27 protein-coding genes and 1 tRNA gene are annotated in these 24,572 nt (G+C 50.9%); 14 read left to right on the top strand and 14 right to left on the bottom strand.

Features of this window, described 5'->3' with window-relative positions:
• Window positions 1–15: 15 nt before the first annotated feature.
• Both phrB and CWI71_RS05255 read right to left on the bottom strand, forming a co-directional pair.
• The gene (gene phrB / locus CWI71_RS05260) at window positions 16–1,419 is read right to left on the bottom strand and encodes a deoxyribodipyrimidine photo-lyase (RefSeq protein ID WP_126754222.1); all 1,404 of its coding nucleotides are present in this window, start codon (window positions 1,417–1,419) and stop codon (window positions 16–18) included.
• Window positions 1,419–2,357 carry a YbgA family protein gene (locus tag CWI71_RS05255; protein ID WP_126754221.1) on the bottom strand — a complete coding sequence of 313 codons (939 nt, stop codon included), beginning with the start codon at window positions 2,355–2,357 and terminating at the stop codon, window positions 1,419–1,421. Before CWI71_RS05255 ends, phrB begins: the two co-directional genes overlap by 1 nt.
• Window positions 2,358–2,516: 159 nt before the next feature.
• Here CWI71_RS05255 and CWI71_RS05250 point away from each other — a divergent pair, with 159 nt between their 5' ends.
• From CWI71_RS05250 to CWI71_RS05240, 3 genes are all read left to right on the top strand, one after another.
• A complete protein-coding gene (locus tag CWI71_RS05250; RefSeq protein WP_126754220.1) occupies window positions 2,517–3,116 on the top strand; it encodes an LON peptidase substrate-binding domain-containing protein in 600 nt (199 codons plus the stop codon).
• A 109-nt stretch (window positions 3,117–3,225) separates the two neighbouring features.
• A complete protein-coding gene (locus tag CWI71_RS05245) occupies window positions 3,226–3,807 on the top strand; it encodes a sigma-70 family RNA polymerase sigma factor (RefSeq protein WP_241967629.1) in 582 nt (193 codons plus the stop codon).
• Window positions 3,800–4,489 carry a ChrR family anti-sigma-E factor gene (locus tag CWI71_RS05240; protein ID WP_126754218.1) on the top strand — a complete coding sequence of 230 codons (690 nt, stop codon included), beginning with the start codon at window positions 3,800–3,802 and terminating at the stop codon, window positions 4,487–4,489. The genes CWI71_RS05245 and CWI71_RS05240 overlap by 8 nt, the downstream gene beginning before the upstream one ends.
• A gap of 13 nt (window positions 4,490–4,502) precedes the next feature.
• Here CWI71_RS05240 and CWI71_RS05235 read toward each other — a convergent pair whose 3' ends face one another.
• From CWI71_RS05235 to thrS, 7 genes are all read right to left on the bottom strand, one after another.
• The gene (locus CWI71_RS05235) at window positions 4,503–4,799 is read right to left on the bottom strand and encodes an integration host factor subunit alpha (protein WP_126754217.1); all 297 of its coding nucleotides are present in this window, start codon (window positions 4,797–4,799) and stop codon (window positions 4,503–4,505) included.
• Between the two features lie 3 nt (window positions 4,800–4,802).
• Window positions 4,803–7,190 carry a phenylalanine--tRNA ligase subunit beta gene (gene pheT, locus CWI71_RS05230; RefSeq protein ID WP_126754216.1) on the bottom strand — a complete coding sequence of 796 codons (2,388 nt, stop codon included), beginning with the start codon at window positions 7,188–7,190 and terminating at the stop codon, window positions 4,803–4,805.
• Between the two features lie 14 nt (window positions 7,191–7,204).
• Entirely contained in the window at window positions 7,205–8,185 is a 981-nt protein-coding gene (gene pheS, locus CWI71_RS05225; RefSeq protein ID WP_126754215.1) for a phenylalanine--tRNA ligase subunit alpha, read from the bottom strand.
• Between the two features lie 97 nt (window positions 8,186–8,282).
• Window positions 8,283–8,636, bottom strand: coding sequence for a 50S ribosomal protein L20 (gene rplT / locus CWI71_RS05220; protein ID WP_126754214.1), 354 nt, complete (start codon window positions 8,634–8,636; stop codon window positions 8,283–8,285).
• Window positions 8,637–8,652: 16 nt separating this feature from the next.
• Window positions 8,653–8,850 carry a 50S ribosomal protein L35 gene (rpmI, locus tag CWI71_RS05215; RefSeq protein WP_126754213.1) on the bottom strand — a complete coding sequence of 66 codons (198 nt, stop codon included), beginning with the start codon at window positions 8,848–8,850 and terminating at the stop codon, window positions 8,653–8,655.
• A gap of 76 nt (window positions 8,851–8,926) precedes the next feature.
• The gene (gene infC, locus CWI71_RS05210) at window positions 8,927–9,469 is read right to left on the bottom strand and encodes a translation initiation factor IF-3 (protein WP_126754212.1); all 543 of its coding nucleotides are present in this window, start codon (window positions 9,467–9,469) and stop codon (window positions 8,927–8,929) included.
• 19 nt (window positions 9,470–9,488) lie between these two features.
• The gene (gene thrS / locus CWI71_RS05205) at window positions 9,489–11,405 is read right to left on the bottom strand and encodes a threonine--tRNA ligase (protein ID WP_126754211.1); all 1,917 of its coding nucleotides are present in this window, start codon (window positions 11,403–11,405) and stop codon (window positions 9,489–9,491) included.
• A 138-nt stretch (window positions 11,406–11,543) separates the two neighbouring features.
• Between thrS and CWI71_RS05200 the strand changes: the two genes are divergently transcribed.
• Together CWI71_RS05200 and CWI71_RS05195 are read left to right on the top strand one after the other, a co-directional pair.
• A complete protein-coding gene (locus CWI71_RS05200; RefSeq protein WP_126754210.1) occupies window positions 11,544–12,434 on the top strand; it encodes a DMT family transporter in 891 nt (296 codons plus the stop codon).
• 54 nt (window positions 12,435–12,488) lie between these two features.
• Entirely contained in the window at window positions 12,489–12,686 is a 198-nt protein-coding gene (locus tag CWI71_RS05195; RefSeq protein ID WP_126754209.1) for a zinc ribbon domain-containing protein, read from the top strand.
• Here CWI71_RS05195 and CWI71_RS05190 read toward each other — a convergent pair.
• Window positions 12,673–13,293, bottom strand: coding sequence for a riboflavin synthase subunit alpha (locus tag CWI71_RS05190; RefSeq protein ID WP_126754208.1), 621 nt, complete (start codon window positions 13,291–13,293; stop codon window positions 12,673–12,675). The genes CWI71_RS05195 and CWI71_RS05190 overlap by 14 nt on opposite strands.
• A 28-nt stretch (window positions 13,294–13,321) precedes the next feature.
• Between CWI71_RS05190 and CWI71_RS05185 the strand changes: the two genes are divergently transcribed.
• The 4 genes from CWI71_RS05185 (at window position 13,322) to CWI71_RS05170 (ending at window position 16,905) form a co-directional block, all read left to right on the top strand.
• A complete protein-coding gene (locus CWI71_RS05185) occupies window positions 13,322–14,362 on the top strand; it encodes a DUF3080 family protein (protein ID WP_198678730.1) in 1,041 nt (346 codons plus the stop codon).
• Window positions 14,363–14,468: 106 nt separating this feature from the next.
• A complete protein-coding gene (locus tag CWI71_RS05180) occupies window positions 14,469–14,855 on the top strand; it encodes a DUF6746 family protein (protein ID WP_126754206.1) in 387 nt (128 codons plus the stop codon).
• A gap of 8 nt (window positions 14,856–14,863) precedes the next feature.
• Window positions 14,864–15,700 carry an AAA family ATPase gene (locus CWI71_RS05175; RefSeq protein WP_126754205.1) on the top strand — a complete coding sequence of 279 codons (837 nt, stop codon included), beginning with the start codon at window positions 14,864–14,866 and terminating at the stop codon, window positions 15,698–15,700.
• Window positions 15,700–16,905: a vWA domain-containing protein gene (locus tag CWI71_RS05170; RefSeq protein WP_126754204.1), complete on the top strand. Its 1,206-nt coding sequence runs from the start codon at window positions 15,700–15,702 to the stop codon at window positions 16,903–16,905. Before CWI71_RS05175 ends, CWI71_RS05170 begins: the two co-directional genes overlap by 1 nt.
• A gap of 15 nt (window positions 16,906–16,920) precedes the next feature.
• On the opposite strand, the gene CWI71_RS05165 is transcribed toward CWI71_RS05170, so the two are convergent.
• Together CWI71_RS05165 and CWI71_RS05160 are read right to left on the bottom strand one after the other, a co-directional pair.
• Window positions 16,921–18,150 (bottom strand): hypothetical protein, encoded by a 1,230-nt coding sequence (locus CWI71_RS05165; protein WP_126754203.1) that lies wholly within the window; start codon window positions 18,148–18,150, stop codon window positions 16,921–16,923.
• Window positions 18,151–18,516: 366 nt separating this feature from the next.
• Entirely contained in the window at window positions 18,517–19,098 is a 582-nt protein-coding gene (locus tag CWI71_RS05160) for a hypothetical protein (RefSeq protein ID WP_126754202.1), read from the bottom strand.
• Window positions 19,099–19,277: 179 nt separating this feature from the next.
• Between CWI71_RS05160 and CWI71_RS05155 the strand changes: the two genes are divergently transcribed.
• Together CWI71_RS05155 and CWI71_RS05150 are read left to right on the top strand one after the other, a co-directional pair.
• Window positions 19,278–19,354, top strand: a tRNA-Val gene (locus tag CWI71_RS05155).
• An 89-nt stretch (window positions 19,355–19,443) separates the two neighbouring features.
• Window positions 19,444–20,154, top strand: a complete 711-nt coding sequence (locus CWI71_RS05150; protein ID WP_126754201.1) for a flavodoxin family protein — start codon at window positions 19,444–19,446, stop codon at window positions 20,152–20,154.
• 9 nt (window positions 20,155–20,163) lie between these two features.
• Here the strand turns inward: CWI71_RS05150 and CWI71_RS05145 are convergent, their stop codons facing one another.
• Window positions 20,164–21,384, bottom strand: a complete 1,221-nt coding sequence (locus CWI71_RS05145; RefSeq protein ID WP_157981065.1) for an APC family permease — start codon at window positions 21,382–21,384, stop codon at window positions 20,164–20,166.
• A gap of 119 nt (window positions 21,385–21,503) precedes the next feature.
• Here CWI71_RS05145 and CWI71_RS05140 point away from each other — a divergent pair, with 119 nt between their 5' ends.
• The 3 genes from CWI71_RS05140 to CWI71_RS05130 all read left to right on the top strand — a co-directional run bounded on the left by CWI71_RS05140 (window position 21,504) and on the right by CWI71_RS05130 (window position 23,832).
• Window positions 21,504–22,862: an acyl-CoA thioester hydrolase/BAAT C-terminal domain-containing protein gene (locus CWI71_RS05140; RefSeq protein ID WP_157981064.1), complete on the top strand. Its 1,359-nt coding sequence runs from the start codon at window positions 21,504–21,506 to the stop codon at window positions 22,860–22,862.
• Entirely contained in the window at window positions 22,846–23,427 is a 582-nt protein-coding gene (locus tag CWI71_RS05135) for a serine hydrolase domain-containing protein (protein ID WP_126754198.1), read from the top strand. The genes CWI71_RS05140 and CWI71_RS05135 overlap by 17 nt, the downstream gene beginning before the upstream one ends.
• 195 nt (window positions 23,428–23,622) lie before the next feature.
• A complete protein-coding gene (locus CWI71_RS05130; RefSeq protein WP_126754197.1) occupies window positions 23,623–23,832 on the top strand; it encodes a cold-shock protein in 210 nt (69 codons plus the stop codon).
• Window positions 23,833–23,898: 66 nt separating this feature from the next.
• Here the strand turns inward: CWI71_RS05130 and CWI71_RS05125 are convergent, their stop codons facing one another.
• Entirely contained in the window at window positions 23,899–24,543 is a 645-nt protein-coding gene (locus CWI71_RS05125) for a bifunctional 4-hydroxy-2-oxoglutarate aldolase/2-dehydro-3-deoxy-phosphogluconate aldolase (protein WP_126754196.1), read from the bottom strand.
• Between the last annotated feature and the right edge of the window lie 29 nt (window positions 24,544–24,572).

Genomic DNA, 24,572 nt, shown 5'->3' with positions numbered 1-24,572 from the left:
AGTGTAGACGATTCCCTACAAGGCTTTGAACTTTCTTAAGAATTCTTCTCTTGCCTGGGCATGATCAACCATCGGCTGCGGATAGTCGATGCCGGCCAGTTTCACCCACTCGCCCGGCTCATGAATTGCCTTCATCGGACAATTGGCCAGCTCTTTGACATACTTACGGATGTAGCTGCCATCGGGATCAGCTTTTTTGCTCTGGGAAATAGGATTGAAAACGCGGAAATACGGCACGGCATCCGTACCCGTGGACGCACTCCACTGCCAGCCGCCATTGTTGGCGGGAAAGCTTCCGTCAATCAGGTGCTGCATAAAGAATTTCTCACCGCGGCGCCAGTCGATATGTAAGTCTTTAACCAGAAAGTTAGCGACAATCATACGTAGCCGGTTATGCATCCAGCCCTCGGCACGTAACTGCCGCATGCCGGCGTCGACAATGGGATAGCCTGTACGCCCTTCACACCACGCCTGAAAGTGTTCTTCATTGTCGCTCCAGGGAAACGCATCGGTATGGGACTGAAAGGCTTTGCCATAACTTAAGCGCGGTACGGCGTCCATCAGATGTTGATAGAACTCACGCCAGGCCAGCTCGCTCAACCAGGTTTTCGCGCCTTCATTCAGGCCATCGGGAAACTCGGGCGAAAGTTCCTGTAGCCCTCGGGCCGCAGTCACCGGTGACAGCACCCCCAGCTCCCAGTAAGGCGATAATTTTGATGTCCCGTGAATAGCAGCTAAGTCGCGATCTTCGTGGTAGTCGGCCACGCGCTCCTCTAAAAAGCCTTGCAACTGCTTATAAACGGCTTCCTCGCCGACTGCATAGGCACCGCTATCCGCCCGTGGGTAATCGATGTCACTGGGAAATTCCGGTGCCGTCACGGCGTCGCGCTCTGGCTGGCTGTAGGGTTGCGGCAACCCGGTCTGACGTAAATGCTCCAGCCAGGAGCGGTAGTACGGAGTAAACTTTTTATAGTAATCACCAGCCTGTGTGCGCAGTACCGGAGGTACCAGCACCATGCCGTGAAAGCTGGTAAAAGCGATATCCTGCTCAGCCAGCCAACTGCGGGTGGCACGGTCGCGGCGTTGTTCATCCACCGGGTATTCGGTATTACAGACAACCTCACTGATATCGAATTGTCCGCAAAAGTCACGCACCACGCGGGGCACCGTCTGCCAGCTGCGACAACCTTTGAGGTGCAGCTCAATCCCCCACTCTGCCGCCTCTTGCTGTAGCTCACGCAACTGACGCAAGAGCAGATCGACTTTAATCGGCGCCCAATCGTGGCGGCGCCATTGCGCCTCACTGTAAAGATAAAGCGCGTAAATTTTCTCATCACTGGCGCTGTTCTGCAGCGCGTGCGCGACCGCCGGATTGTCGCGCAGGCGCAAATCATTGCGAAACCAGATCAACTGTGCCATTACAATCCGTACCTCAACTTCATATCTTTTGGATAAGGGTTGAGGTAGCGCTGGCCATGCAGATAGTCATTGGGGAATTCGCGTAAATAGTGACGCAACAGCGTCAGCGGCACCAATAAAGGTTCAAGTCCCTCACGGTAAGCTAAAATAGCTTCAGTCAATTCGGCGCGCTGATCACTGTTGAGCAGTGACTTAAAGTAGCCTTGAATATGCTGTAAGACATTGGTGTGATTGGCCCGGGTCGCGGGCTCTGCCAGCGCTGTCATGACCGATTCAATGTATTCTGTCGTAAAAGCTTCAGTCAGTTCCTGCTGCTCGGCCACCTTGCGCCCCAAGTCGCGATACAGTTGTTGATTATGCGCCAAGAGCAGCAATTTCAAGCTGGTATGAAAGGCAAGCAAATCTGCTTTTTTAAGCGGCTTGGATAGCCCCTGCCAGGCGGCATAGACAAAGACCCGCATGACAAAGTTTTCACGCAGCATAGGATCATTCAGGCGCCCGTCCTCTTCCAGTGGTAATGCCGGATAGCGCTGCTGTAATTGCGCTGCAAAAATACCTATCCCCTCTTTCCGTGCATGGCCATTATCCGGGTTATAAAGTTTAACCCGTTCCATGCCACAGCTGGGTGACTTGGCACAAAGTACATAACCGCTTATTTGCTGCAAATGCGGCGTCGCCCGCTCGGCAAACTGAACCAGTCGTTCGGTCACGTCTTCGCCGGTTTTCGGCACTACAGCACGCGCACCATGCTGCCGTTGTTCCAACCGTATGGTCGGACGCGGTACCGACATGCCGATTCCCACCTCAGGACAAAGTTTGACAAATTCGACGTGGCGACCCAGTTCGTCAGTACAAAACGCAGAGCGCTTGTGGCCACCATCGAATCGAACTTCGTCACCTAATAAACACGCACTGATCCCTACTTTAATTTGTTGCATATAGAGCTGCTGAGTCCTTAAAGAAAACAAATAAAACGACAGTTCCAGTTCATACGAAAACGCAAAAAAAAAGTTCATGCAATTCGATCTTATCGTGCGTTTCTATCGTAAACACAGAACAACAAGTGAGACAAGTCAGTATCTCAAGAGGCAGCTGTAATGAATCGCGTAATGACCAACATTCCACTTTTTCCGCTCTCGGGCCATGTTCTGCCTGGCGGCACTATGCGGTTACGTATTTTTGAACCGCGGTATCTGCGTATGGTACGCGAGGTATGTGCGCAGGGCGAAGCTGGACGTATCGGTATGTGCATGTTTAATGAACAAGGCTCCGTTGAAGCCAATACGCATATTCACCCCATTGCCACATTGGCACGGGTCATTGACTTTGAACAGCGTGACGACGGCTTATTAGGTATTACCGTCGAGGGCGTCAGCACCTGCGAAGTTAAAGATGTGCGAGTTGAAAAGGACGGCTTGCGGCTGGGCGAAGTTGCCGTCATTGATCACTGGCAGACTAGTTCGCTACCTGAAGACTATGCTCACCTGGCCGAGCGACTGCATCAGGTTTATCAGGAATATCCGGAACTCGGTGAGTGTCCACAAGATGAGTATTTACAGCGTGCAGACTGGGTCTGTCAGCGCTGGCTCGAATTACTACCGTTGAATGCCGAAGTAAAGCAGGACTTACTGCGTGAACGTGATTGTCAGCGTGCTTTGGAGTACCTGGCGGGATTAATTCATGAGAGTGAAAGTTAACTTTTGATCTTAACTCGCAGTTTTTGCGTAATCGCAAAGTAACTTGAGGAAATTTCCCACAGGTAATACTATGCAGACAGTGACTAACACCAAAACTAAACGGAATTCTATGTCCTCTGCGCAGCCTGATGATCCAGACCATGCTGCGGCTTTACTCGCCCTTGTTGCGACCGAGCAGTCACGAACCGCGTTCAGTGAACTGTTTAATTACTTCGCACCTCGCTTGAAAACCTACGCCACGCGCCAGTTTGGCAATGAACAAACGGCAATGGATTTAGTACAAGAAACCATGACCAATGTGTGGAATAAAGCTCATTTATTCAAACCTGATCGTGGTTCAGCATCGACCTGGATTTTTACCATAGCGCGAAACATCCGCTTTGATTTCCTCAGGAAGAACAAACATCGACAGCACGATTTAAGTGCTGACGAATTATGGCCGGTACTTGCCGAGCAAAACGACAGTCTTGATGACGATTATGCCCTTGATGACGATTTACTGATGCAACAGCTTGCCGGCTATTGCGAAGTGCTTCCCAAGGCGCAGCGCGTTGTCATTGAGCTCATTTATGTCGAAGGCAAGTCACAGCAGGAAGTTGCAGACGCTCTCGGTATTCCGTTAGGTACCGTAAAGTCTCGCACACGTTTAGCTTTGCAAAAACTTAGAGAGTTGATTAATAGCGATGATTAAGTTCCACCCCAGCGAAGAACATTTATTTCATTACGTGACCGGCGACTTGAGTCCGGCCATGCTAATGATGGTGGGAACACACGTGGATATGTGTTCACAGTGTCAGGAACAGGTCCGCGAAATGGAACAGCTGCTGGCCAATAAGATGTTTGGTCAGGAAGAGGTACCTGAAGAGTTCGCCCTGAGCGACGCCAGCTTCGATGGCGACGAGATGCTTGCCCGGATTATGGCGCAAGCTCCTGATCGGCATGAAGCGCCGCGTCTACAGCAGGCAGCGAACGAACTTATTTTAGAAGGCAAACGTTTTCAGTTACCTGGTACTTTGGCACGCAACCAGCATCGCATTGGTGCCTGGCATAAAGTTGTCGGGAAAATGTGGCGCGCCTCGGTCGACGTTGGCGGCGATGATGTGCTGACCTTTATTTATATGGATAAAAATACACGTGTGCCGGAGCATACCCATAAAGGCCGTGAAGCAACAATGGTTATCAATGGTGTCTTTAATGATGAGACGGCAGAATACCGTGACGGTGATTTTGTCTTCCTTGATAGCACGGTGAAACATACTCCTGAAACCCGTGACGAGGACTGCCTGACATTGGCAGCGCTTGATGCACCGATGCATTTCACTTCAGGCTTGAGCCGGCTGCTCAATCCGTTTAGCAGCCTGTTTTTCAAGTAAAAGAGCGCCAAGCCTATGATTTTGGCTTGGCGTTGCTCACACGTTGCTTTAGCTTCTGACCAGGGCGGAAGGTAACCACACGACGGGCCGAAATCGGAATATCTTCACCCGTCTTCGGGTTGCGGCCTGGACGCTCACTTTTGGTTCGTAACTCAAAGTTACCAAAACCTGAGAGCTTTACTTCCTCACCTTGTTCCAGAGTACGACGAATTTCCTCAAAGAAGTTTTCAACCAGATGTTTCGCATCACGTTTGTTAATACCAAACTTCTCAAACAAATGTTCAGCCATATCTGCTTTGGTCAGCGCCATAGCTTACTCCCTAAGGGTTGCCCCAAATTCATTAGTCAGCATATTAACGACCGTTTTTACGGCGGTGTTAATTTCTTGATCTTCAAGAGTGCGCTCCGGATGTTGCAGCGTTAGCGAAATCGCTAAACTACGATATCCGTCAGCTACCCCTGTCCCTTCATAAACGTCAAATAAGTTTAGGCCAACCAAATGATTTACGCCAACATTTTCAATGGCATTGAGCACTTCGCCTGCTGCCAACTGGGTCGGTACTACAATCGCCAGATCGCGACGAATGGACGGAAAACGCGAGATGGGTTCAGCTTGAGGTAACTGGCGTTGCTGAATGGCCGCTAATTCAAGCTCAAACACATACGCCCTGCCGTTCAGGCCCAGCTTCTTCTCAAATTGCGGATGTACGGCGCCGACATAGCCAACGCGCTTACCGTCTTTAAAGATGGCCGCCGACTGCCCCGGGTGTAGCGACGGATGCGAGTCTGCAACAAAGGTATATTTCTCAGCTTCGCCAGTGAGAGCTAGCAAAGCTTCGACATCGCCTTTGACATCAAAGAAGTCAATCGCACGCTCGGCTTCGTTCCATTGCTCGGCGACCGCTTTACCTGCACGGATACCGGCGATCATAGCCTGTTGCAAGACGCCGTTTTCTGCATTTTCGTCAGGTAAGAAGCGCAGGCCAGTTTCGCAGAACGCCAGACTTTGCTGTTGTCGTTTCTGATTATGCGCCACCGCACCAATCAAACCAGGCCATAAACTCACACGCATGGATGACATTTCAACACTGATCGGGAACGGCAACGTGAGCGCTGCGGCATCATCGAACATAAGTGCCTGATGTTTCGGATCGACAAAGCTATAGGTAATGGCTTCCTGGAAACCACGATCGACCAACAGATTTTTGAATTTACTGGCGCTCAGTGATGCTTCACGACGCGGAACCATACGTAACTGCGCGGCCGGTGCCGCAGCCTGAATACGGTGGTAGCCATAAATACGGGCCACTTCCTCGATCAGGTCTTCTTCAATACTGATATCAAAGCGGAATGTCGGAACGCTGACATGCCAGCTATCGCCGTCTTCGTTTACGCTGAAACCCAGACGCTGAAGAATTTCGGTCACATCGCTGTCCGCAATGGTAATACCCAGCATTTTTTCCAGTCGCTGTTTACGCAGTGTCACCTGCTGTGGCTGCGGTAAATAGCCCTGGTCTTTCGCTTCTACAACCGGCCCTGGCTCGCCACCACAAATCTCAATCATCAGCTGAGTAGCACGTTCCATTGCTGTGCGCTGTAGTTCCGGATCGACACCACGCTCATAACGATGCGAAGCGTCAGTGTGCAGTCCAAAACGGCGAGCCCGTCCGGCAATGGCGTCCGGCGCAAAAAATGCACTTTCCAGAAAAATATTCTGACTTTCGGTGGTGACGCCACTGTCTTCGCCACCAAATACACCGGCCATCGCCAGGGCTTTCTTTTCGTCAGCAATGACCAGAATATCGTCCTGTAGGGTAACCTCGTTACCGTCGAGCAACGTCAGCTTTTCATCGGCTTTCGCCATACGCACGTGAACAGCGCCTTCAAGCTTGTCATTGTCAAAGGCATGCATGGGATGACCCAGTTCAAGCAACACGTAATTGGTAACATCGACCACCGGATCAATGCTACGCACACCGCTACGACGCAACCGCTCTGTCAGCCATAACGGTGACTCGGCTTTCACATTGACATTGGTCACGACCCGACCTAAATAACGCGGACAAGCTTGTGGAGCGTCCAGAACAATCTCACGTTGCTGTTCATGCTCAGCAGTCACGTTGTTGATCTCAGGCTCTGTCACTGGCAGACGATTGAGCACACCCACTTCACGGGCAATACCGCGCAGACCAAGACAGTCAGCACGGTTCGGCGTCAGGTCAACGTCAAAGGTGACATCGTTCAGCTCAAGGTATTCGCGGTAATCCATGCCCACTGGCGCGTCTTCTGGCAGTTCAATGATGCCATCGTGATCGTCATTGAGCCCAAGCTCTGAACTTGAACACAACATGCCGTGCGAGGGCTGGCCACGCAGCTTCGCTTTTTTAATTTTAAAATCGCCCGGTAAGACTGCGCCAACGGTTGCCACCGCAACTTTCAGCCCTTGACGGCAATTCGGCGCACCACAGACAATCGTTGCCGGTTCGTCTGCACCAATATTTACTTCTGTTACCTGTAATTTGTCGGCGTCCGGATGCTGCCAGCATTTCGTTACTTCACCTACCACAACCTTACTGAAGGTTTCGGCCACTGGCGTCACATCATCTACTTCAAGACCTGCCATGCTCAGTTGCTCGGCAAGCGCAACCTGATCAAGCGCGGGATTGACCCAACTGCGTAACCACTTTTCACTAAATTTCATCACTGCACCCGAACTTAATTAAACTGTTTCAAGAAGCGTACGTCGTTTTCAAAGAACGCACGTAGGTCATTCACACCGTAGCGGAGCATCGTCAGACGCTCGACGCCCATGCCAAAGGCAAAGCCGGTGTACTTTTCACTGTCGATGCCCACGGCCGCAAGCACTTTCGGGTGCACCATGCCACAGCCCAGCACTTCCAGCCATTGGCCGTCTTTACGACGCACATCAACTTCAGCTGAAGGCTCAGTGAACGGGAAATAAGACGGACGGAAGCGCACTTCCAGCGATTCTTCGAAAAAGTTCACCAGGAAATCTTCCAAAATGCCTTTTAACTGGGTAAAGCTGACATCGGTATCAACCATCAGCCCTTCGACCTGGTGGAACATCGGCGTATGGGTTTGATCGTAGTCGTTACGATACACGCGGCCAGGCGAAATGATGCGCAGCGGCGGCTGCTCGCGTTCCATGGTGCGGATCTGTACGCCCGAGGTCTGGGTACGCAGCATGGTCTTTGGAGTAAAATAGAAAGTATCGTGATCTGCCCGCGCCGGATGGTTGGCGGGAATATTCAGCGCATCAAAATTATGAAAGTCGTCTTCAACTTCCGGGCCTTCCTCCACACGAAAACCTAAATCACCGAAGAAGCGCTCAATACGCTGGATGGTTTGGGTAACCGGATGCAATCCGCCGACTGCAGACTGGCGACCCGGTAGGGTGACATCGACACGCTCAGCAGCGAGCTTCTCGGCCAACTGAGCTTGCTTCAACTCGTCATTGCGCGCGTTGATCGCCTGCTGAACCTGTTGCTTCGCCTGGTTAATTGCCTGGCCCGCAGCTGGGCGTTCTTCTGCTGATAATTTGCCCAAACTTTTTAGTTGTTCGGTTAATAAACCTTTTTTGCCCATATACTCAACCCGCACAGCGTCTAGCTCCTGCGGACTGGTTGCGGCGGCGACGGCAGCTTCGGCCTTCGCGACAATGTCATTCAACTCCATGACCTTCCCCGGTGATGCGTTTTTAAAGCGCCTATCATAGCGAAAAACCACAAAAAAAGGGAGCAATCATGCTCCCTTTTTCAACTTAATTCGTGGCTTACAGAGAGCTTTTTGCTTTCTCTACCAACGCAGCAAAACCATTTTGGTCGTGAACTGCGATGTCTGCCAGAATTTTACGATCGATTTCTACCGATGCTTTTTTCAAGCCGTTGATGAAGCGGCTGTACGACAAACCGTTTTGACGAGCCGCAGCATTGATACGCACAATCCACAATTGACGGAATTGACGTTTCTTCGCGCGACGGTCACGATAAGCATATTGACCCGCTTTGATAACTGCTTGCTTCGCTACGCGATAGACGCGTGAACGAGCACCATAATAACCTTTCGCCTGCTTCAGGACTTTCTTGTGACGCGCACGCGCGATCACACCACGTTTTACTCGTGCCATTTGCTATCTCCTTTCCTTACGCGAATGGTAACATACGCTGAACTAAGCCAACATCGGCTTCGTGCACCATGCTCTTAGCACGCAGGTGACGCTTCCGCTTTGAGCTCTTTTTAGTCAGGATGTGACGCAAATGAGACTGTTTACATTTAAAGCCGCCTGAAGCGGTTTTTTTGAAGCGCTTTGCAGCGCCCTTTTTCGATTTCATTTTCGGCATGAAAACTACTCCGCATTGTTAACAACAAGTGTAACAGGGTGAGGTCGGTGTTTACCTTCCTACTTGCAGACCACAGTTACTTCTTAGCAGGGGCCAGAACCATAATCATCTGGCGACCCTCAGCCCGTCTTGGGAACGACTCAACAGTTGAAATCTCTTGCAAATCGTCTTTGATACGATTCAGCAATTCGATACCAAGCTCCTGGTGCGCCATTTCACGGCCACGGAAACGAACGGTGACTTTGGTTTTGTCACCCCCCTCTAAAAAGCGAGTCAGGTTGCGCAGTTTTACCTGATAATCGCCTTCATCAGTACCAGGGCGGAATTTAACTTCCTTCACCTGAATTTGTTTCTGATTTTTCTTTTGTTCTTTCGCGCTCTTAGCTTTCTCGTAGAGGAACTTACCATAATCCATCAGACGACATACTGGTGGCTCTGCGTTAGGGCTAATTTCCACCAGATCTACTCCGGCCTCTTCGGCCTTTGCAAGAGCTTCCTGAATACTTACGACACCAATCTGATCACCTTCAACGCCAATCAAACGTACTTCATTAACGCGAATCTCTTCGTTGATCCGATTTTTATCTGCAGCTTTCTGAGTTCTTTTTCCGCCTTTAATGGGTCATTCCTCCAATTAATTAACTAATTTTGCGACTACGTACTTCGTCCTGTAGCTCAGCAATAAATTGCTCAAGGCCTTTTACGCCCTGATCTTCGCCACGTCGGGTACGTACCGCAACCGCTTGGTTTTCGATCTCTTTGTCACCGACAACCAGCATATATGGAACACGTTTTAATGTGTGCTCGCGAATTTTAAAGCCTATTTTCTCATTTCTCAAGTCGGCTGTCGCCCTAAATCCGAGTTTATTCAACTCTTTTACGGTATTTTTGACGTAATCCGCTTGATTATCGGTAATATTCATCACCACAACCTGGGTGGGCGCCAGCCATAATGGGAAATAACCTGCATACTCTTCGATGAGTATTCCCATGAAACGTTCAAGCGACCCCAGAATGGCACGGTGAATCATCACCGGCGTATGCCGCTCGTTATCTTCGCCGACATAGGTCGCACCTAAGCGACCTGGTAAGGCGAAGTCGAGCTGTACGGTACCACACTGCCAGGCCCGGCCCAGACAGTCATGTAGAGTGAATTCGATCTTCGGACCGTAGAATGCGCCCTCGCCCGGCAAATACTCAAACTCAATACCATTATTTTTCAGAGCTTCAGCCAAGGCCTGTTCGGCATGATCCCAGGTGGCATCATCGCCTAAGCGCTTTTCAGGACGGGTCGAGAGTTTTACCACGATGTCCTCAAAGCCGAACGTTTTGTAGGTTTCATAAACCATACGGATACAGCTGCTGACTTCATCCTGAACTTGCTCTGGAGTACAGAAAACATGGGCATCGTCCTGAGTAAAGCCGCGCACTCGCATCAGCCCGTGCAACGCACCTGAAGGCTCGTTGCGATGACAGCAGCCAAACTCGGCCATACGCAGAGGCAGGTCACGGTACGATTTCAAGCCCTGGTTGAAAATCTGCACATGTCCCGGACAGTTCATTGGCTTAATCGCGTACTCGCGGTTTTCCGATGCAGTGGTAAACATCAGCTCAGAGAATTTTTCCCAGTGGCCTGATTTTTCCCACAGCACGCGGTCCATCATGAAAGGGCCTTTCACTTCCTGGTAGTTGTACTCGCGCAGTTTCTCACGCACGTACTTTTCCAGTTCCTGAAAAACGGTCCAGCCGTTGTGGTGCCAGAATACCATACCAGGGGCTTCTTCCTGCCAGTGGAATAAGTCCTGCGACTTGCCGATTTTACGGTGATCGCGTTTTTCGGCTTCTTCAAGACGTTGCAGGTAAGCTTTCAGCTGCTTTTTATCGGCCCATGCAGTGCCGTAAATGCGTTGCAGCATTTTATTGTCAGAGCTGCCACGCCAGTAGGCGCCGGCGACTTTCATTACTTTAAAGTGCTGACAAAAACGCATGTTCGGTACGTGCGGACCACGGCACATGTCGATGTATTCTTCGTGATGATACAGCCCCGGACGGTCGTCCTGACTAATGTCATCATCTAAAATTTCAACTTTGTAAGGTTCGTGACGACCGACGAAAGTTTCACGGGCTTCTTGCCAGCTGACCTTCTTTTTCACTACTTCATATTCGGTCTTGGCGAGCTCTTTCATGCGCTTCTCCAGCGCTTCGAGGTCGTCCTGGCTCAATGGCTTATCAAGATCAACATCGTAGTAAAAGCCATTATCAATAACCGGACCAATCGCCATTTTCGCCTGTGGGAACAACTGCTTTAACGCATGGCCTAACAAGTGGGCACAGGAGTGACGAATAATATGTAAACCATCGTCATCTTTTGGCGTAATAATGTGCACCGTCGCGTCTTCGGTAATCAGCTCACAGGCATCCACCAATTCACCATCAATTTTGCCGGCGACGGTGGCTTTGGCCAGACCGGGACCAATATCCTGGGCGACTTCAAGAATGGAGACAGGGTTTTCGAAAGTGCGTTGACTTCCATCAGGCAGCGTTACTACAGGCATTCTTTGTGTTCCTTTAACAGTGGTGGCACCTACCAAGTGTCACTTGTGATTCAACGAAACCGCAACTATACCGCACTGCTCAAGCGCACGCAACGCAAGGCTTGGCCTGCAAGCCGGCTGCCGTTATCATAGCCGGCTATGGAACTTATCATCGGCCCAATGGCCGCCCTACTTGCCGCGCTTTTCTGGGCCCTTGCCACCCTGCTTTACAGTCAGGCGGGCAGCTATTTGTCTGCCAGCCAGTTAAATCTGGTAAAAGGCTTCGTTGCCGTACCTTTACTGTTTCTGGTGGGGCTTATCACCCAGCAGTTAGTGCAATTTGATGGCAGTGCCGCAGCCTGGCTGCTGTTAGCTAGTGGCGTTATCGGCATCACTCTGGGTGACACCCTTTATTTTACCGCGCTGCGGCGCATCGGCCCGTGGTATACCATGCTGTTTGAATATCTGGCGCCGCCTTTTGCCGCACTAGTGGCGTGGTGGTGGTTACGCGAAGCCATGACCAGCCGCGAGCTGCTTGCCGCTTTAGTAGTGCTGGCGGGCATTATGACCATTGTCACCGAGCGCGATCATCGCCGCACCGCGAATCAACTGAATTGGGCTGGTATGTCGGCAGCCACAGGCGCTGCGCTGTGTCAGGCGATTGGTCTGGTCATGGCATTTGAAGCCTTAGCCAGCTTTGCGGTGAATCCGTTACAAGCTGCATTTGTACGCCTCGCGGCTGGCACCGCGGCATTGACGGTCGCTTTACTGTTGCTAAAACCCAAAATGCTAGTACAGACAAAAGCGGCACTGCGCCATACCTCCTTGCCCTGGTTGCTGCTGGCCATTGTTATGGGAACCTTTCTGGCCATCTGGCTACAGCAGACCGCTATCGCTTATTTGCATCCAGGCCTGGCACAGACCCTGTTAGCGACCGCGCCACTTTGGCTGATTCCTATTCAGTGGGCCCGTGGTGAACCGCCCAGCCCACGCAGCATCGGCGGTGCACTGCTTGCTGCACTGGGTATCGCGCTACTGTTTTGGCGTTAATGGATTCTATGCACCATACTCACCTTATCGACAATCTACTGGATGAGGATAGCTATGAATGAGGACAAACTTCATGATGCTGCAGTGCGCTGTCCACATTGCGGCCATCAAATTCACGTCACAATTGACACCACGCAAGGCGGCCAGGACTACCAGGATGAATGCCCGGCCTGTGGCAGCGATGTGCACCTTGACGTCACACTCGATCACATCCACGATAAAATTGTGGTGAAAGTTCTCAGAGATGAGTGATTCCACGCTGCGCCAGAACGCGCTCGACGGTGTCAACAATAGTGATCGTCTGTTGGTCAAACTCCAGATTCACTTTGCTGCCGGGCGCAACATCGGCCAGATTTGTCAGTCGCAAAGTTTCCGGAATTAAATGCAAGGAGAACTGACTATCATGCACTTGACCAATCGTCAGACTCGCACCGTTCACGCTGATAAAGCCTTTGGCAAACACATAGGGTTTGAACTCTGGCGCAAACGCGATCCACATCGCCACGTTATCATCGGTCGAGGTGATCGTTTCCACCGTCCCTACGGTATGAATATGGCCAGAGACGTGATGGCCACCAATTTCATCACCAAGTTTCAGCGACCGCTCCAGGTTAACCACAGAGCCTTGTTGCAGCTCGCCAAGGTTGGTCAGTCGCAGCGTTTCATCGATGACATCGAAACGCACCGTATCGGCGCCAAATTCAACCACGGTCAGACAACAGCCGTTAATCGCAATGCTCGCGCCCACGGCCAGACGCTCAAGAAACTGTGGTGCAACCTGCAAGGTTAGCTGTCGAAAATTCTCGCGCTGGGTAACCGCGATAACTTCTGCCTGAGTTTGAACAATACCGGTAAACATGATGAGAGAGGGTCCTGAATCAATGCCAATGACACACATTGTAAAAGTTCTACGCCACCTTGGCTACGCTTGTTGTGCGCTTCTTTTGCTCGGCTGCAGTGACGTACCTTCCGCCCTGACACCACTGCATGACTATCAAACACGGGTGGCAAACACGCTTGAGCGTGAGCCTATCAGTTATCATCGTAAGAGTTACCCGCTGCTACCGCAGGCGCGAGAGCTACGCATCGAAGTGCCGCGGGTGAGCATTTCGTTGCTGGACTCATGGCGCGTCAATAAATGTGCCGCAGGGCAACTGATTGCAGAACGCAACAGCGCACTGGGCACCCTTGAGCGTGGTGTTACCCGCTATGTAAAAGATGTGCAACTATCGCTGGCCATTGAGGACTGTGTGCGCCAATTAGAGGCCAATGGTGATGCACTGGCCGCGCGTTTGCAGGAAGCCCTGGAGGCTAAGCAAGAAACGCTCGCGGCCGAGCGTCAGCACGCCCTTGGCACCGACCCGGCGCTACGCAATGCACTGCGGGTGGGCGGCTCGACCCTGGCCGTCGCTGACGACGACTTGTTCGCAGCCTCTATTTCCTCGCTGGAAACCATTATTGCCGCGTTGCAGGCCGATCTAGACCAGCAACCTCCGACAGAAGACGCGGTGGAGCAGGCCCTTGAAGATCTCTATCAATACGATTATCTGCCGCAACTTTGGCGCAGCTTGCACGAGTTAAATACCTATTTACATCAGCTTGAGCCACTGACCGTGAACCTGGCCAGCGCTTCGGGCTGTACCAGTAAAGGCCGCCCTGAGCGCGCAAACGTGTTGCATACCATTTTTCTGAAGTACTTCATTGGTGAAGCCCAGCCGCATATGGCCAAGTTCACGCAGCAAGGCTACATTGCCAACGATGCGCTCGAAGAGCTCTATCAGCTCAGTGAGCAACCGCAGATGCGTGAGTACCTGCGCGCACTGATGGATCTTACCGACCAGCTCAATGCTGCCAGTAAAGCACACGTCGAACCATGGCAGGAGTTTTTCTCGGCCTGCAACTTTTCTCTTGGCGACGGGGTAACCTGATAGTTACCCCTCTTGGTGTATAGACTCGCTTGGGTTATTATTGATAATAATTCTCATTAAGAAGCATTATCAACGATCTGTTTTTTCCGACCCAAGGGAGTCATTTATGAAACTTAAAGCCTCATTGTTTGCTCTTGCTACTGTCTTTTTGGTGCAAGCACCCGTTGTGCAGGCCGATGAAGATCAGCGTTATGAGCATTTCAAAGGCCAGCCTGCGAAAAACCTCGACCAGGCCCTGTTCAATCTTGCCAACTTTAATGCCAAACTGGCAGAAATTCTGGCGAAAGATGAGCTTTCACCAAGCGATATGGCCACCATCCACCAGCTAAGCTACACCCTTGAAAACGCATTACAGCGTCTCGATGAAGAAGTGGATGAATTGCAGGTGGTTCTCGAAGAGGTTCACCTGGCGTCCGAGAGCATGGATTATGATACCGTGAAGAATCAGGGTAAAACCTACCTCGATACCACGGCAAAAATCGTTAAAAAATAAGGAAGACTATGCAGTTTAGCAGTACTTCGAGTTATATCGTTGCCGATGAGCTTGCGCTTGCAGTGAATGCGGCCGTCACTCTGGAAAAGCCTTTGTTATTGAAAGGTGAGCCTGGAACCGGGAAAACACGCCTCGCTGAGGAGCTGGCCAATAGTCTGGGCGTGCCGCTGTTGCGCTGGCAGATCAAGTCGACCACCAAAGCTCAGCAAGGTCTGTATGAATACGATGCGGTGTCGCGGTTGCGCGATAGTCAGCTAGGCAGCGATAAAGTTCACGATATTGCAAACTACATCAAACCCGGCAAGTTATGGCAGGCGTTCACAGCAGACGAGCGCCCTGTCCTGCTGATCGACGAAATCGATAAAGCTGATATTGAATTTCCCAATGATCTGTTGCATGAACTGGATCAGATGGAGTTTCATGTTTACGAAACAGGTGAGCAGATCACCGCGCGTCACCGCCCGATTGTGGTCATTACCTCAAATAATGAAAAAGAGTTGCCCGATGCATTTTTGCGGCGCTGCTTCTTTCATTACATCAATTTTCCTGATGCGCAGACGCTGGCACAAATCGTAGCGGTGCATCACCCCGATATTCAGCGCGAGCTTTTGCAAACTGCATTAGAAGTATTCTTTGAGGTGCGCAAACTGCCGAACCTGAAAAAGAAACCTTCCACTTCTGAGCTGATTGACTGGCTGAAGCTTTTATTAGTTGAAGACATTAGCGCGGCTGAACTGAGCGAAAGCAACGGCCTGATGCCGATGTTCGGTGCCTTGCTGAAAAATGAGCAAGACGTACAACTGGTGGAAAAACTGGCGTTCATGTCACGCCGCCGGGAAAGCTAATGCTCATTGAGTTTTTCTTTTGCCTGCGCAAGCACGGTTTAAAAACCAGCATTACCGAATTAATGGATTTGCTGGCCGCGCTTGAAAAGCGGGTGGTGTTTGCTGAGGTCGAGGCGTTTTATTACCTGGCGCGGCTGACCCTGGTGAAAGACGAAAGCCAGTTTGATCGGTTTGACCGTGCGTTTGCTGAGTATTTCGAAGGCGTCGAGCAGGTGGACCTTGCCAGCGCGATTCCTGAGGACTGGTTGCGGCGCTCGCTGCAACGCCAACTCAGCGAAGAAGACAAAGCCAAGCTACAAAGCATGGGCGGGCTCGATGAGCTTTTGAAAGCCTTCCAAGAGCGCATGAAAGAGCAGCAAAAGCGCCATGCTGGTGGCAATAAATGGATTGGTACTGGCGGTACGTCACCTTTTGGCGCTTACGGTTATCACCCGGAAGGGATTCGTATTGGACAGGAAGGCTCCAATGCCCGCCGTGCGGTGAAAGTCTGGGACAAGCGCGAGTTTCGTGACCTCGACACCGAAGGCGAACTGAACAACCGCACCATGCAGCTTGCTTTGCGTAAACTACGTAAGTTCGCTCGCACCGGCAGCGCCGAAGAACTCGACTTAGATGAAACCATTCGTGCCACTTCACAAAAGGCTGGCTTACTCGACTTGAAATGGCGTCCGGAACGCCACAATGCGGTCAAAGTCTTGCTTTTGTTTGACGTAGGCGGTTCGATGGATGATTTCATTTACGAGTGCCAGCAACTCTTTGCTGCGGCCCGCAGTGAATTCAAACACCTCGAGTTCTATTACTTTCACAACTGTGTCTACGAAGAAGTTTGGCAATCGAACGAGCGCCGTTTCAGCGAAAAAACACCGACTCGCGAACTCATCAATAAATATGGGCGTGATTACAAGCTGATTTTCGTTGGCGACGCCACCATGGGGCCCTATGAGATCGCCTACCCCGGCGGCAGCGTTGAGCACTGGAACGAAGAACCTGGTCAAGTATGGATGCGGCGCTTATTGAATCATTTTGACAACGCGGTATGGCTCAATCCGCAACCACTGGAACACTGGAAGTGGCATCACTCAATCGACATGATGCATGAACTCATGGGTGCTCGCATGTACCCCATGACCCTCGATGGCATCAGCGCAGCGATTACGACGTTGTTACGAAAATCTGCTGCGCCTGCCCCCATCAATTCAAAATAAACATTGACCGGCTTACTAATTTACTTCGCACAATTTATAGTAAAACATGACAACCGATGAACATCGTTGTGCATTATCATCATCACGAGTTACGCAAGCTCTTACCGATTTAGTACTCAAACAGGCGGTAATTTCACCCTCATCCGTAGCTATCTGTTGCGGCCCGCTTAGCGTCTCTTCATCTATGAATATTGGGGAGGTTTCGTCAATAGCTGCGACAAACTGCGATAAGCAACTATCAGGATCGTTTTCCGCTCGGTGTACGCCGCGGTCTAATATCATACCAACATCTACACCATCAATATTGGAGGTGTTGAGGTTCATCACGAAGCTGAAGTTCAGCTCGTTAATGCTACCTGAATTTATATTACCACTGTAAATAACGTCGTAAATGATCACATTCTCAGGGTCTGGGCCGTCACAGAGAAAAGAACCAATCACGCAGCTCTCTCCGCCAACAGGAATTAACGTAACTCGACTCGTTCTATGTTCGTAATGCACGGTACCCTCTACACCTGCACTTACGCTAGTATCGGTTCCAACTGAAATCGTCAAACCATTTGACGAGCTGGTTCCTGAAAGTTGCAGAGTCGAAGTAAATTCATTCCAGCTACGCGCTCCTATTTCATCCATCAAGGCAGTCGCCATCTGACGTTCCAGTTCCCTTTTATTTTCGTCAGAGCTAAAAACATGAGCGGCAGCCGAAGTCAAACAGGATTCATCAACATTGCCATCTGTTGTCTGCGTGCTTACCGATGATGAATGTTGGACTTGCGCCAACGAAGGTAGTGTCAACGCTGTTCCATTGTTAATTGCTGATAACGCTTCACGCACCACTTTTTCGAGGTCATAAAGCTTATCTAGTACTGCTTGTTCATCTACATTGATAAACTGAGTACTCGCTAACCCGGGATGCCCCGTAAATGGATTTGGAGCTTGCACAACAAACTTTCGCGCTATCTCGTTATGTGGACTAGCAACAATTAATAATCGAGGAGGAGCGAAACATTGAGCGGTCGTACTCGTTGATCCAGAATCAGTGCTGGGAGACACTCCGCCCTCCAACATGGGACCCTCAAAACACTCAACTGGAAAGGCCTCACCATACGCAATTGCTTCCATCGCTGAATAGCTATCGCAATTGTCACAAACATAAATATCAATTGTTTCCCGCGCATTAGCTGTTTCCAGGAAGCCCAAAACGGCAGCAAGAAGTAACAACATCTTTAAATAAGTTTGTTCCATTTTAATATCCCTATCCCTAAACGCAAAGCAAACCGTAACAACGAAAAAAATACTTTACAACTTGCTGTCAACAACTTGCCAACTCTTAAAAAAACAACTCGCCGCGACTATCTATCTGAACTGGGACGACCACAATGATTATGAGGATATAATTTGCCTCACTGCTCTGGCAAAATTAGTTGAGACTGCTTAACATTAACCATTTGGAGGCAATAAAGCTTGATTAGTCCACTTCGCTTTACTTAGCAAAAGCCTCCATTGAAAGCCTCGTTCGATTCAGAAGCCAACGGCAAACATTCTTCACTAGACTCCAGATTAACGGAAGGTTACGGTGTTTAAAAAATCTGCTGCAACTGCCCCCGTTTCTTAAGGTTTCTTACGTGGTTCGGCTGATCGCACAGAATCAGCTTGGTCAGGTACTCCGCTAGACACTTCTACTTGTGCAGTAGCGAGCCTACGCAGCAAATGCAAACGCCGACGCAGCGGCCACCAGTCATAAAGGAAAATCTCAAGAGGCCGCCACATTGCCACCCACCCAGCAATAATCAGCCCATGTGCAATCAAACTCGGCAAGGTTTCTGCTGCGAAACGTTGCTCTAAGAACTCGCTCATAATATGACAAGCAACGAGGAACGAAAGACCGACCACAAGACTCATACGACCATTGCGAAACAAGCGATGGAGCTTGTGTTGTTGCACTGCAGCACGTGCTGAATAGTAGTTGCGCACCGCATCTTGTGCCCTACTCTGTGCTTTTACTAAATCTCGAGACTCCGAAAGCTGCAATACAATTTTGAAGGCCCCCTCGCGCGGAAACTCATCTGCCCAGCCCGCAATAAAATCATCCGCTGCCGGATCAAGATCACGACCAACAAATGGTGTCGGGTCAAACGAGTTAAAAAGCTGCTCAATTCGTTCTAACTTAATTTGAATGACATGCTGCTGCATCGGTAGGCTCATCAGTTGCCGCAAGTTTGCTATATTAAACAGGTTACACTGCGATCTGTTGAAATGTTAGACAAACAGCCCGGCCAACAGCGATTTTTCGCAAAAATGGCTTGCACGCATACCATAGAATGACTAATATAGCGGCCGTTCACGCAACGTGAACAAGCTTGTCAAAATGTGCGTCCGTAGCTCAGTTGGTTAGAGCACCACCTTGACATGGTGGGGGTCGGTAGTTCGAGTCTACTCGGACGCACCACTTCTCTCGCAGTTCGCCAAGTTTTACCTTATTGGAATACCCTGAATCGCTGCACTATCCTTACTTGAAAAAGCGTAGGGAGAAGCATCATGAGCGACACTGATAACTTAACGGCGCTGTACGTTAATACCTCATTAAAGAAAGATGCCAGTCAAAGCCACACCCGAACGCTGCTTGATGCTTCCGCTGCCATCATGAGAACCGCAAATGTCGTGGTCGAACATATCCATTTTGCTGACTATGAATGCCCTCCCGGCATCTATCCTGATATGACGGAACACGGCTGGGACAAAGACGACTGGCCATTTATCTGGAGCGAGATAAAAGCAGCCGACATATTGATTATTGGCACACCGCTTTGGCTGGGTGAAGAGAGTTCGCTTTGCCGCATTCTTATTGAGCGCTTGTATGCAATGTCGGCAGAATTAAATGACAAAGGCCAGTCAATCTACTACGGCAAAGTTGGCGGCTGCGTGATTACCGGCAATGAGGATGGTATTAAGCATACCGCGATGACGCTGGGTTTTGCTCTGAACCATCTCGGTTACACTATTCCTCCACAGGCCGATTGTGGCTGGATTGGCGAAGCCGGACCCGGCCCTTCATTTGGCGATACATTAGAAGACGGAACGCGCGCTGGCTTCGATAATGAATTTACCCAACGCAACACCACCATCATGACCTGGAACTGTATTCATCTGGCAAGAATACTCAAAGCAAATCAGGGCATCCCTAATTATGGCAATAACCGCAATGCCTGGGACGAAGGTGAACGCTTCGGTTTTAAACTGCCAGACTAAATTACCGATTTACCACTGGATAAGCTTGAACGTCAGCGCTGCAAGCGAGACTGTGGCGCCCAACAAAGGCACCCAGCGCGGCAAATTAAAGTATTTAGCGTGCCCTTTGCCGTCCTGACCTTTGAGCCACCACAGGGCAATGTTCACCATGGTAAAGACGCCGAGTAATACAACACTGGTGGCATTCGCCAATGTTGTCATTTCCAGCGATAGCGCCAGTACCATGATGGCTGCAGTAGCAAGGACCGTCGCAAGCCATGGGGTTTGGGTACGTTGGCTCACTTTACCAAGCGCTTGCGGGGCGTAATTGCGATCGGCCATACCGTAGGCCACTCGCGCGACCATCATAAGTTGCACCAGGGCGCTATTTAACGCCGATAAAATACTAATGACGCCAATCAATCCAACCGCCAGTGTACCGTGGTGTCGAACAGCTTCTGCTAAGGGCGTTTTGGCCTCTGAGAGCGTTTGCGGCGACACCGCTGTGACCAAAGAGGTACTGACCAGCATGTAAAGGATTGCGGTTATCACAAGGCTAAGAATCAGTGCCCACGGCATGTCGCTTCTGACATCCTCAACCTCCTCCGCCATGGTGACCATGTCCTCAAAGCCAATAAAGGCATAAAAGGCCAGAAAAGACGCGCTCAGAATAGCTATCCATGCGCCACCCTCCAGCGGTGGCACTAATTGCGACCAGGTAACGGAAGTTGGGTCAGGCAGGGTTGTTGCCGCGTAGGCAACATAGAGCAAGGTGGCTATTTGTAACAGACAAATTCCGACCACAACGCTTACCGCCTGACGTACGCCCCACACGGCAACACCGCCGAGGAATAAAGCCACGACAATAATCGCCACCGCTTGCGGTACACTAATAAAGTCTTCAATAAAGCGCACCGTCGCCACCGTTAGCGTGGCTGAAGATACAACGCCGGTGGTGATGATCAGCCACCCCACCACAGCGGACAGCCAGCGCCTCGCGAAAGCGGCCTCAACGTAGCGCGCTGAACCGCCAGCATGTGGCAGCCGCGACGATAGCTCAGCAAAAGCAAGTGCACTAAACAAGGCAAGCAGACCGGCCAGACCAAAGGCGATAGGCGCAAACAGTCCAGCGACGCCAGCCACTTTACCGGCCAGTGCATAAAACCCCGCACCGACCATGGTCCCTACCCCATACAACACCAACATCGGAAAATGGATATTACGTCTCAACTTACCCGACTGCTTCGTCATGCACTCCTGCCCTTGTCTGAAGTTGTTTCGTCTGCTCATACTCGCTTACATTTGTTACTTGTCAAAATAGCTGCAAATCCGTTTAATGGCTAAAAAAAATATGAGAAAAATCAATGCAAATGAAAGCAAAAATTTTGGCAAGCCTGCTTGCTGCCCTAGCCCTGAGCGGCTGTAACGAACCGGGTTACCCCGAGCACTTGCAGGTAAGCAAGGTCGACCACGAGGGTCTGCAAGGTGTACTTGTTACTCCTAAAACTGAAGCGCCGCTGACCACGGTGATTGTTGTTGGCGGTTCTGATGGCGGTGTGCAAAGCGCAGTCGCAACCGCGCAGGTGCTTGCAGACCAAGGGCTGGCGGCGCTCGCCGTGGGCTACTTCGGTATGCCGCGTCTGCCCGCACAACTCAGTGAAATTCCTCTCGAATATTTCTCGGCGGCCGTTGATTACATTGACGCGTCACCGCAACTACAGCGAAACCAGTGCCAGCAAGTCGGCGTGGTAGGTAGCTCCCGTGGTGCTGAACTTGCGCTACTGTTAGGCAGCCACAACAGTGACTTCGCTCCGGTGGTGGGTATTGCACCGAGTTCGCATAGTTGGGGCGCGATCGGCGATAGCAGCAAAGCAGCCTGGACTTATGCAGGCCGGCCCCTTGCCTATCTGCAACGGCATTCGCAGCCAGACTATGAGGTCGACCGTTTTATCGGGCGTCCTTATTTTGTCGAAGATTTACAACATAGCGATGCGGCACAGGCTGAAATTGATGCGACTAAGATAACTGGAGAGGTCGTCCTGGTCGCTGGCGAAGACGACCAGCTATGGCCCGCAGCCGAGATGGCCGAAACATTGCTGCAGCAGTTCGCAGACGCGAATGAGCAAAGCCGTATCACGGTCTTAACCTATGCCGGCGCTGGCCATGTCATTGCCCCGGGAACACCGGTGAATCTGTCGGAAGTTGAATTACCCAGCGGGCAAACACTGGTGTTAGGCGGCAATGCAAAAGCTAATCGCTCCGCGCAGGAACATGCCCTGCCGCATATCGTAGCAACACTCAAAGATCCGGTGTGCCGCGCGCAGCCACAAGCGCATGGATTCGACCCGGAGCAACTGTCAGCGCTGTCAGATTTTGTTGCGACCACCGGCACCTCATCGATGGTGCTGATGAGCGACAGCAAAATTGTTTTTGAGTATGGCGACATTCACGAAGCACACACCATTCACTCCTTCCGCAAAGCAATGCTGAACTCGCTTTATGGAATTTATGTGGAACGCGGCGTGATTGATCTCGACGCAACTCTTGCGGAGCTTGGCATTGACGACCTATCGCCATTAAGCGAATTAGAGAAAACCGCAACCGTGCGTCAGTTACTGCAGTCGCGTTCGGGTATTTATCATCCGGCTGCTGCTACGTCGGCAGGCATGCTGGCTCAGCTTCCCCGAGCGTCAGAGCCAGTCTCCTGGCAGTATGTATGTCTACAATAACTGGGATTTCAATGTTGCCGGCGCTATCTTCGAGCAGCTCAGCGGCGAAAGCATCTATACCGCTTTCGCCCGTGAAATTGCCAAACCACTCGGCATGCGCAGCTTCACCGGTACCTATACCACCATCACTGACGACACCGATATTTCAACCCTGGAAGTCGACGGTTTTTATCAGTATGAGCGGGATAAATCTCAGTTCCCGGCATATCATTTTCGGATGTCGGCCTACGATATGGCGCTTTATGGCCAACTTTACGAGAATAACGGCGTATGGAACGGGCAACGTATTCTATCTGAAGAGTGGATCGCGCAAAGTACCACCTCGTACTCGGTCACGAACCGCTACATGGACTTCGGCTATGGATTGCTTTGGAATGTCATTAATGCCAACGCAGAGCGCCCGACAAAAGCTTTTTTCCACACTGGCGTAGGTATTCACATGTTGGGTGTTTATCCGGCATCGGATTTTGTGTTTGTGCACCGTGTAGCCACCGAAGGCGACTACGACTTCACGCAGCAAAGCCTCTATCAGATTATTGGCAAAGTTTTTGCGGCACGAAAATAATGTTTGACTTCGGTAGGAATCAGCGTATTGTACGCGGCGTTGGATAAGAATTTGATAGTTAAACCTCCTCTACGTCGCGTTATTAGCAGTTAATCTTCGTCCTGTAGTTTTAAATTTCCATTTTTACCCCGCAAGACCCCGTGCATGGCCTAAGCTGTGGCGGAAATTTCAAAATTTTTTTCAGGAATATAGATTATGTCTAATACAGTAACTGGCGTTGTGAAGTGGTTTAACGAAGCAAAAGGTTTTGGCTTTATCGAGCAGCAAGGTGGCGCGGACGTATTCGCACACTTCAGCGCGATTGCCGGTAATGGCTTCAAAACTCTGGCTGAAGGCCAACGCGTATCGTTCACGATTACGCAAGGTCAAAAAGGCCCACAAGCAGAAAATATCGTCGCGCTCTAATCGCGTAAACGATTAAGAAAAGGGAGTAAGGCTCAGGCTTTACTCCCTTTTTTATTGGCTATTCTGTCACTTTGCCGCGCTGACCGCGGCTGCGGCAATTTCTTGCACTTTCGCCCAGTCACCCGCTTCAACCGCTGCTTTTGGCAAAATCCAGGAACCACCGACGCACATGACATTCGGCAATGCCAGGTAGTCGCGGAAGTTATCTGGGCCTATGCCACCGGTCGGACAAAAACGAATTTCGGCAAAGGGTCCCGCCATACTTTTTAACATGGCTGTGCCGCCGGCAGCTTCTGCGGGGAAGAACTTCAGGTGCGTGTACCCCATCTCTTTTGCCAGCATTAGCTCAGAGACCGTCGCAACCCCAGGTATCAAAGGTACATCGGAGCGTCGCCCGGCTTCCAGCAGCTGCGTGGTAATACCCGGACTAATCGCGAATTGCGCACCAGCGGCCTTCGCCGCTATCAATTCCTTTTCATTGGTTACCGTGCCCGCACCGACGATCGCCTGTGGCAAGCGCTCGCGTAACCGTTCAATCGCCGCCAGCGCAACGGGTGTGCGCAGCGTGACTTCCAACATGGGAATGCCCGCGGCCAGTAATGCCTCACCCATGGGCAACGCGTCTTCCAGCCGTTCGATCACCATGACCGGGATCACTGGGGTTAACTTAAATAGGTCGGCAGGCGCCAGTTGCCAATGGGAAAAGCTCATTGGGGGCTCCGTTTTTGTATTAGCATGCT

This window comes from Pseudidiomarina insulisalsae, assembly GCF_003987065.1.
Lineage (GTDB): Bacteria > Pseudomonadota > Gammaproteobacteria > Enterobacterales > Alteromonadaceae > Pseudidiomarina > Pseudidiomarina insulisalsae.
Note: the sequence above shows the minus strand (reverse complement) of the source record. Positions and strands in the feature narration are given on the sequence as shown.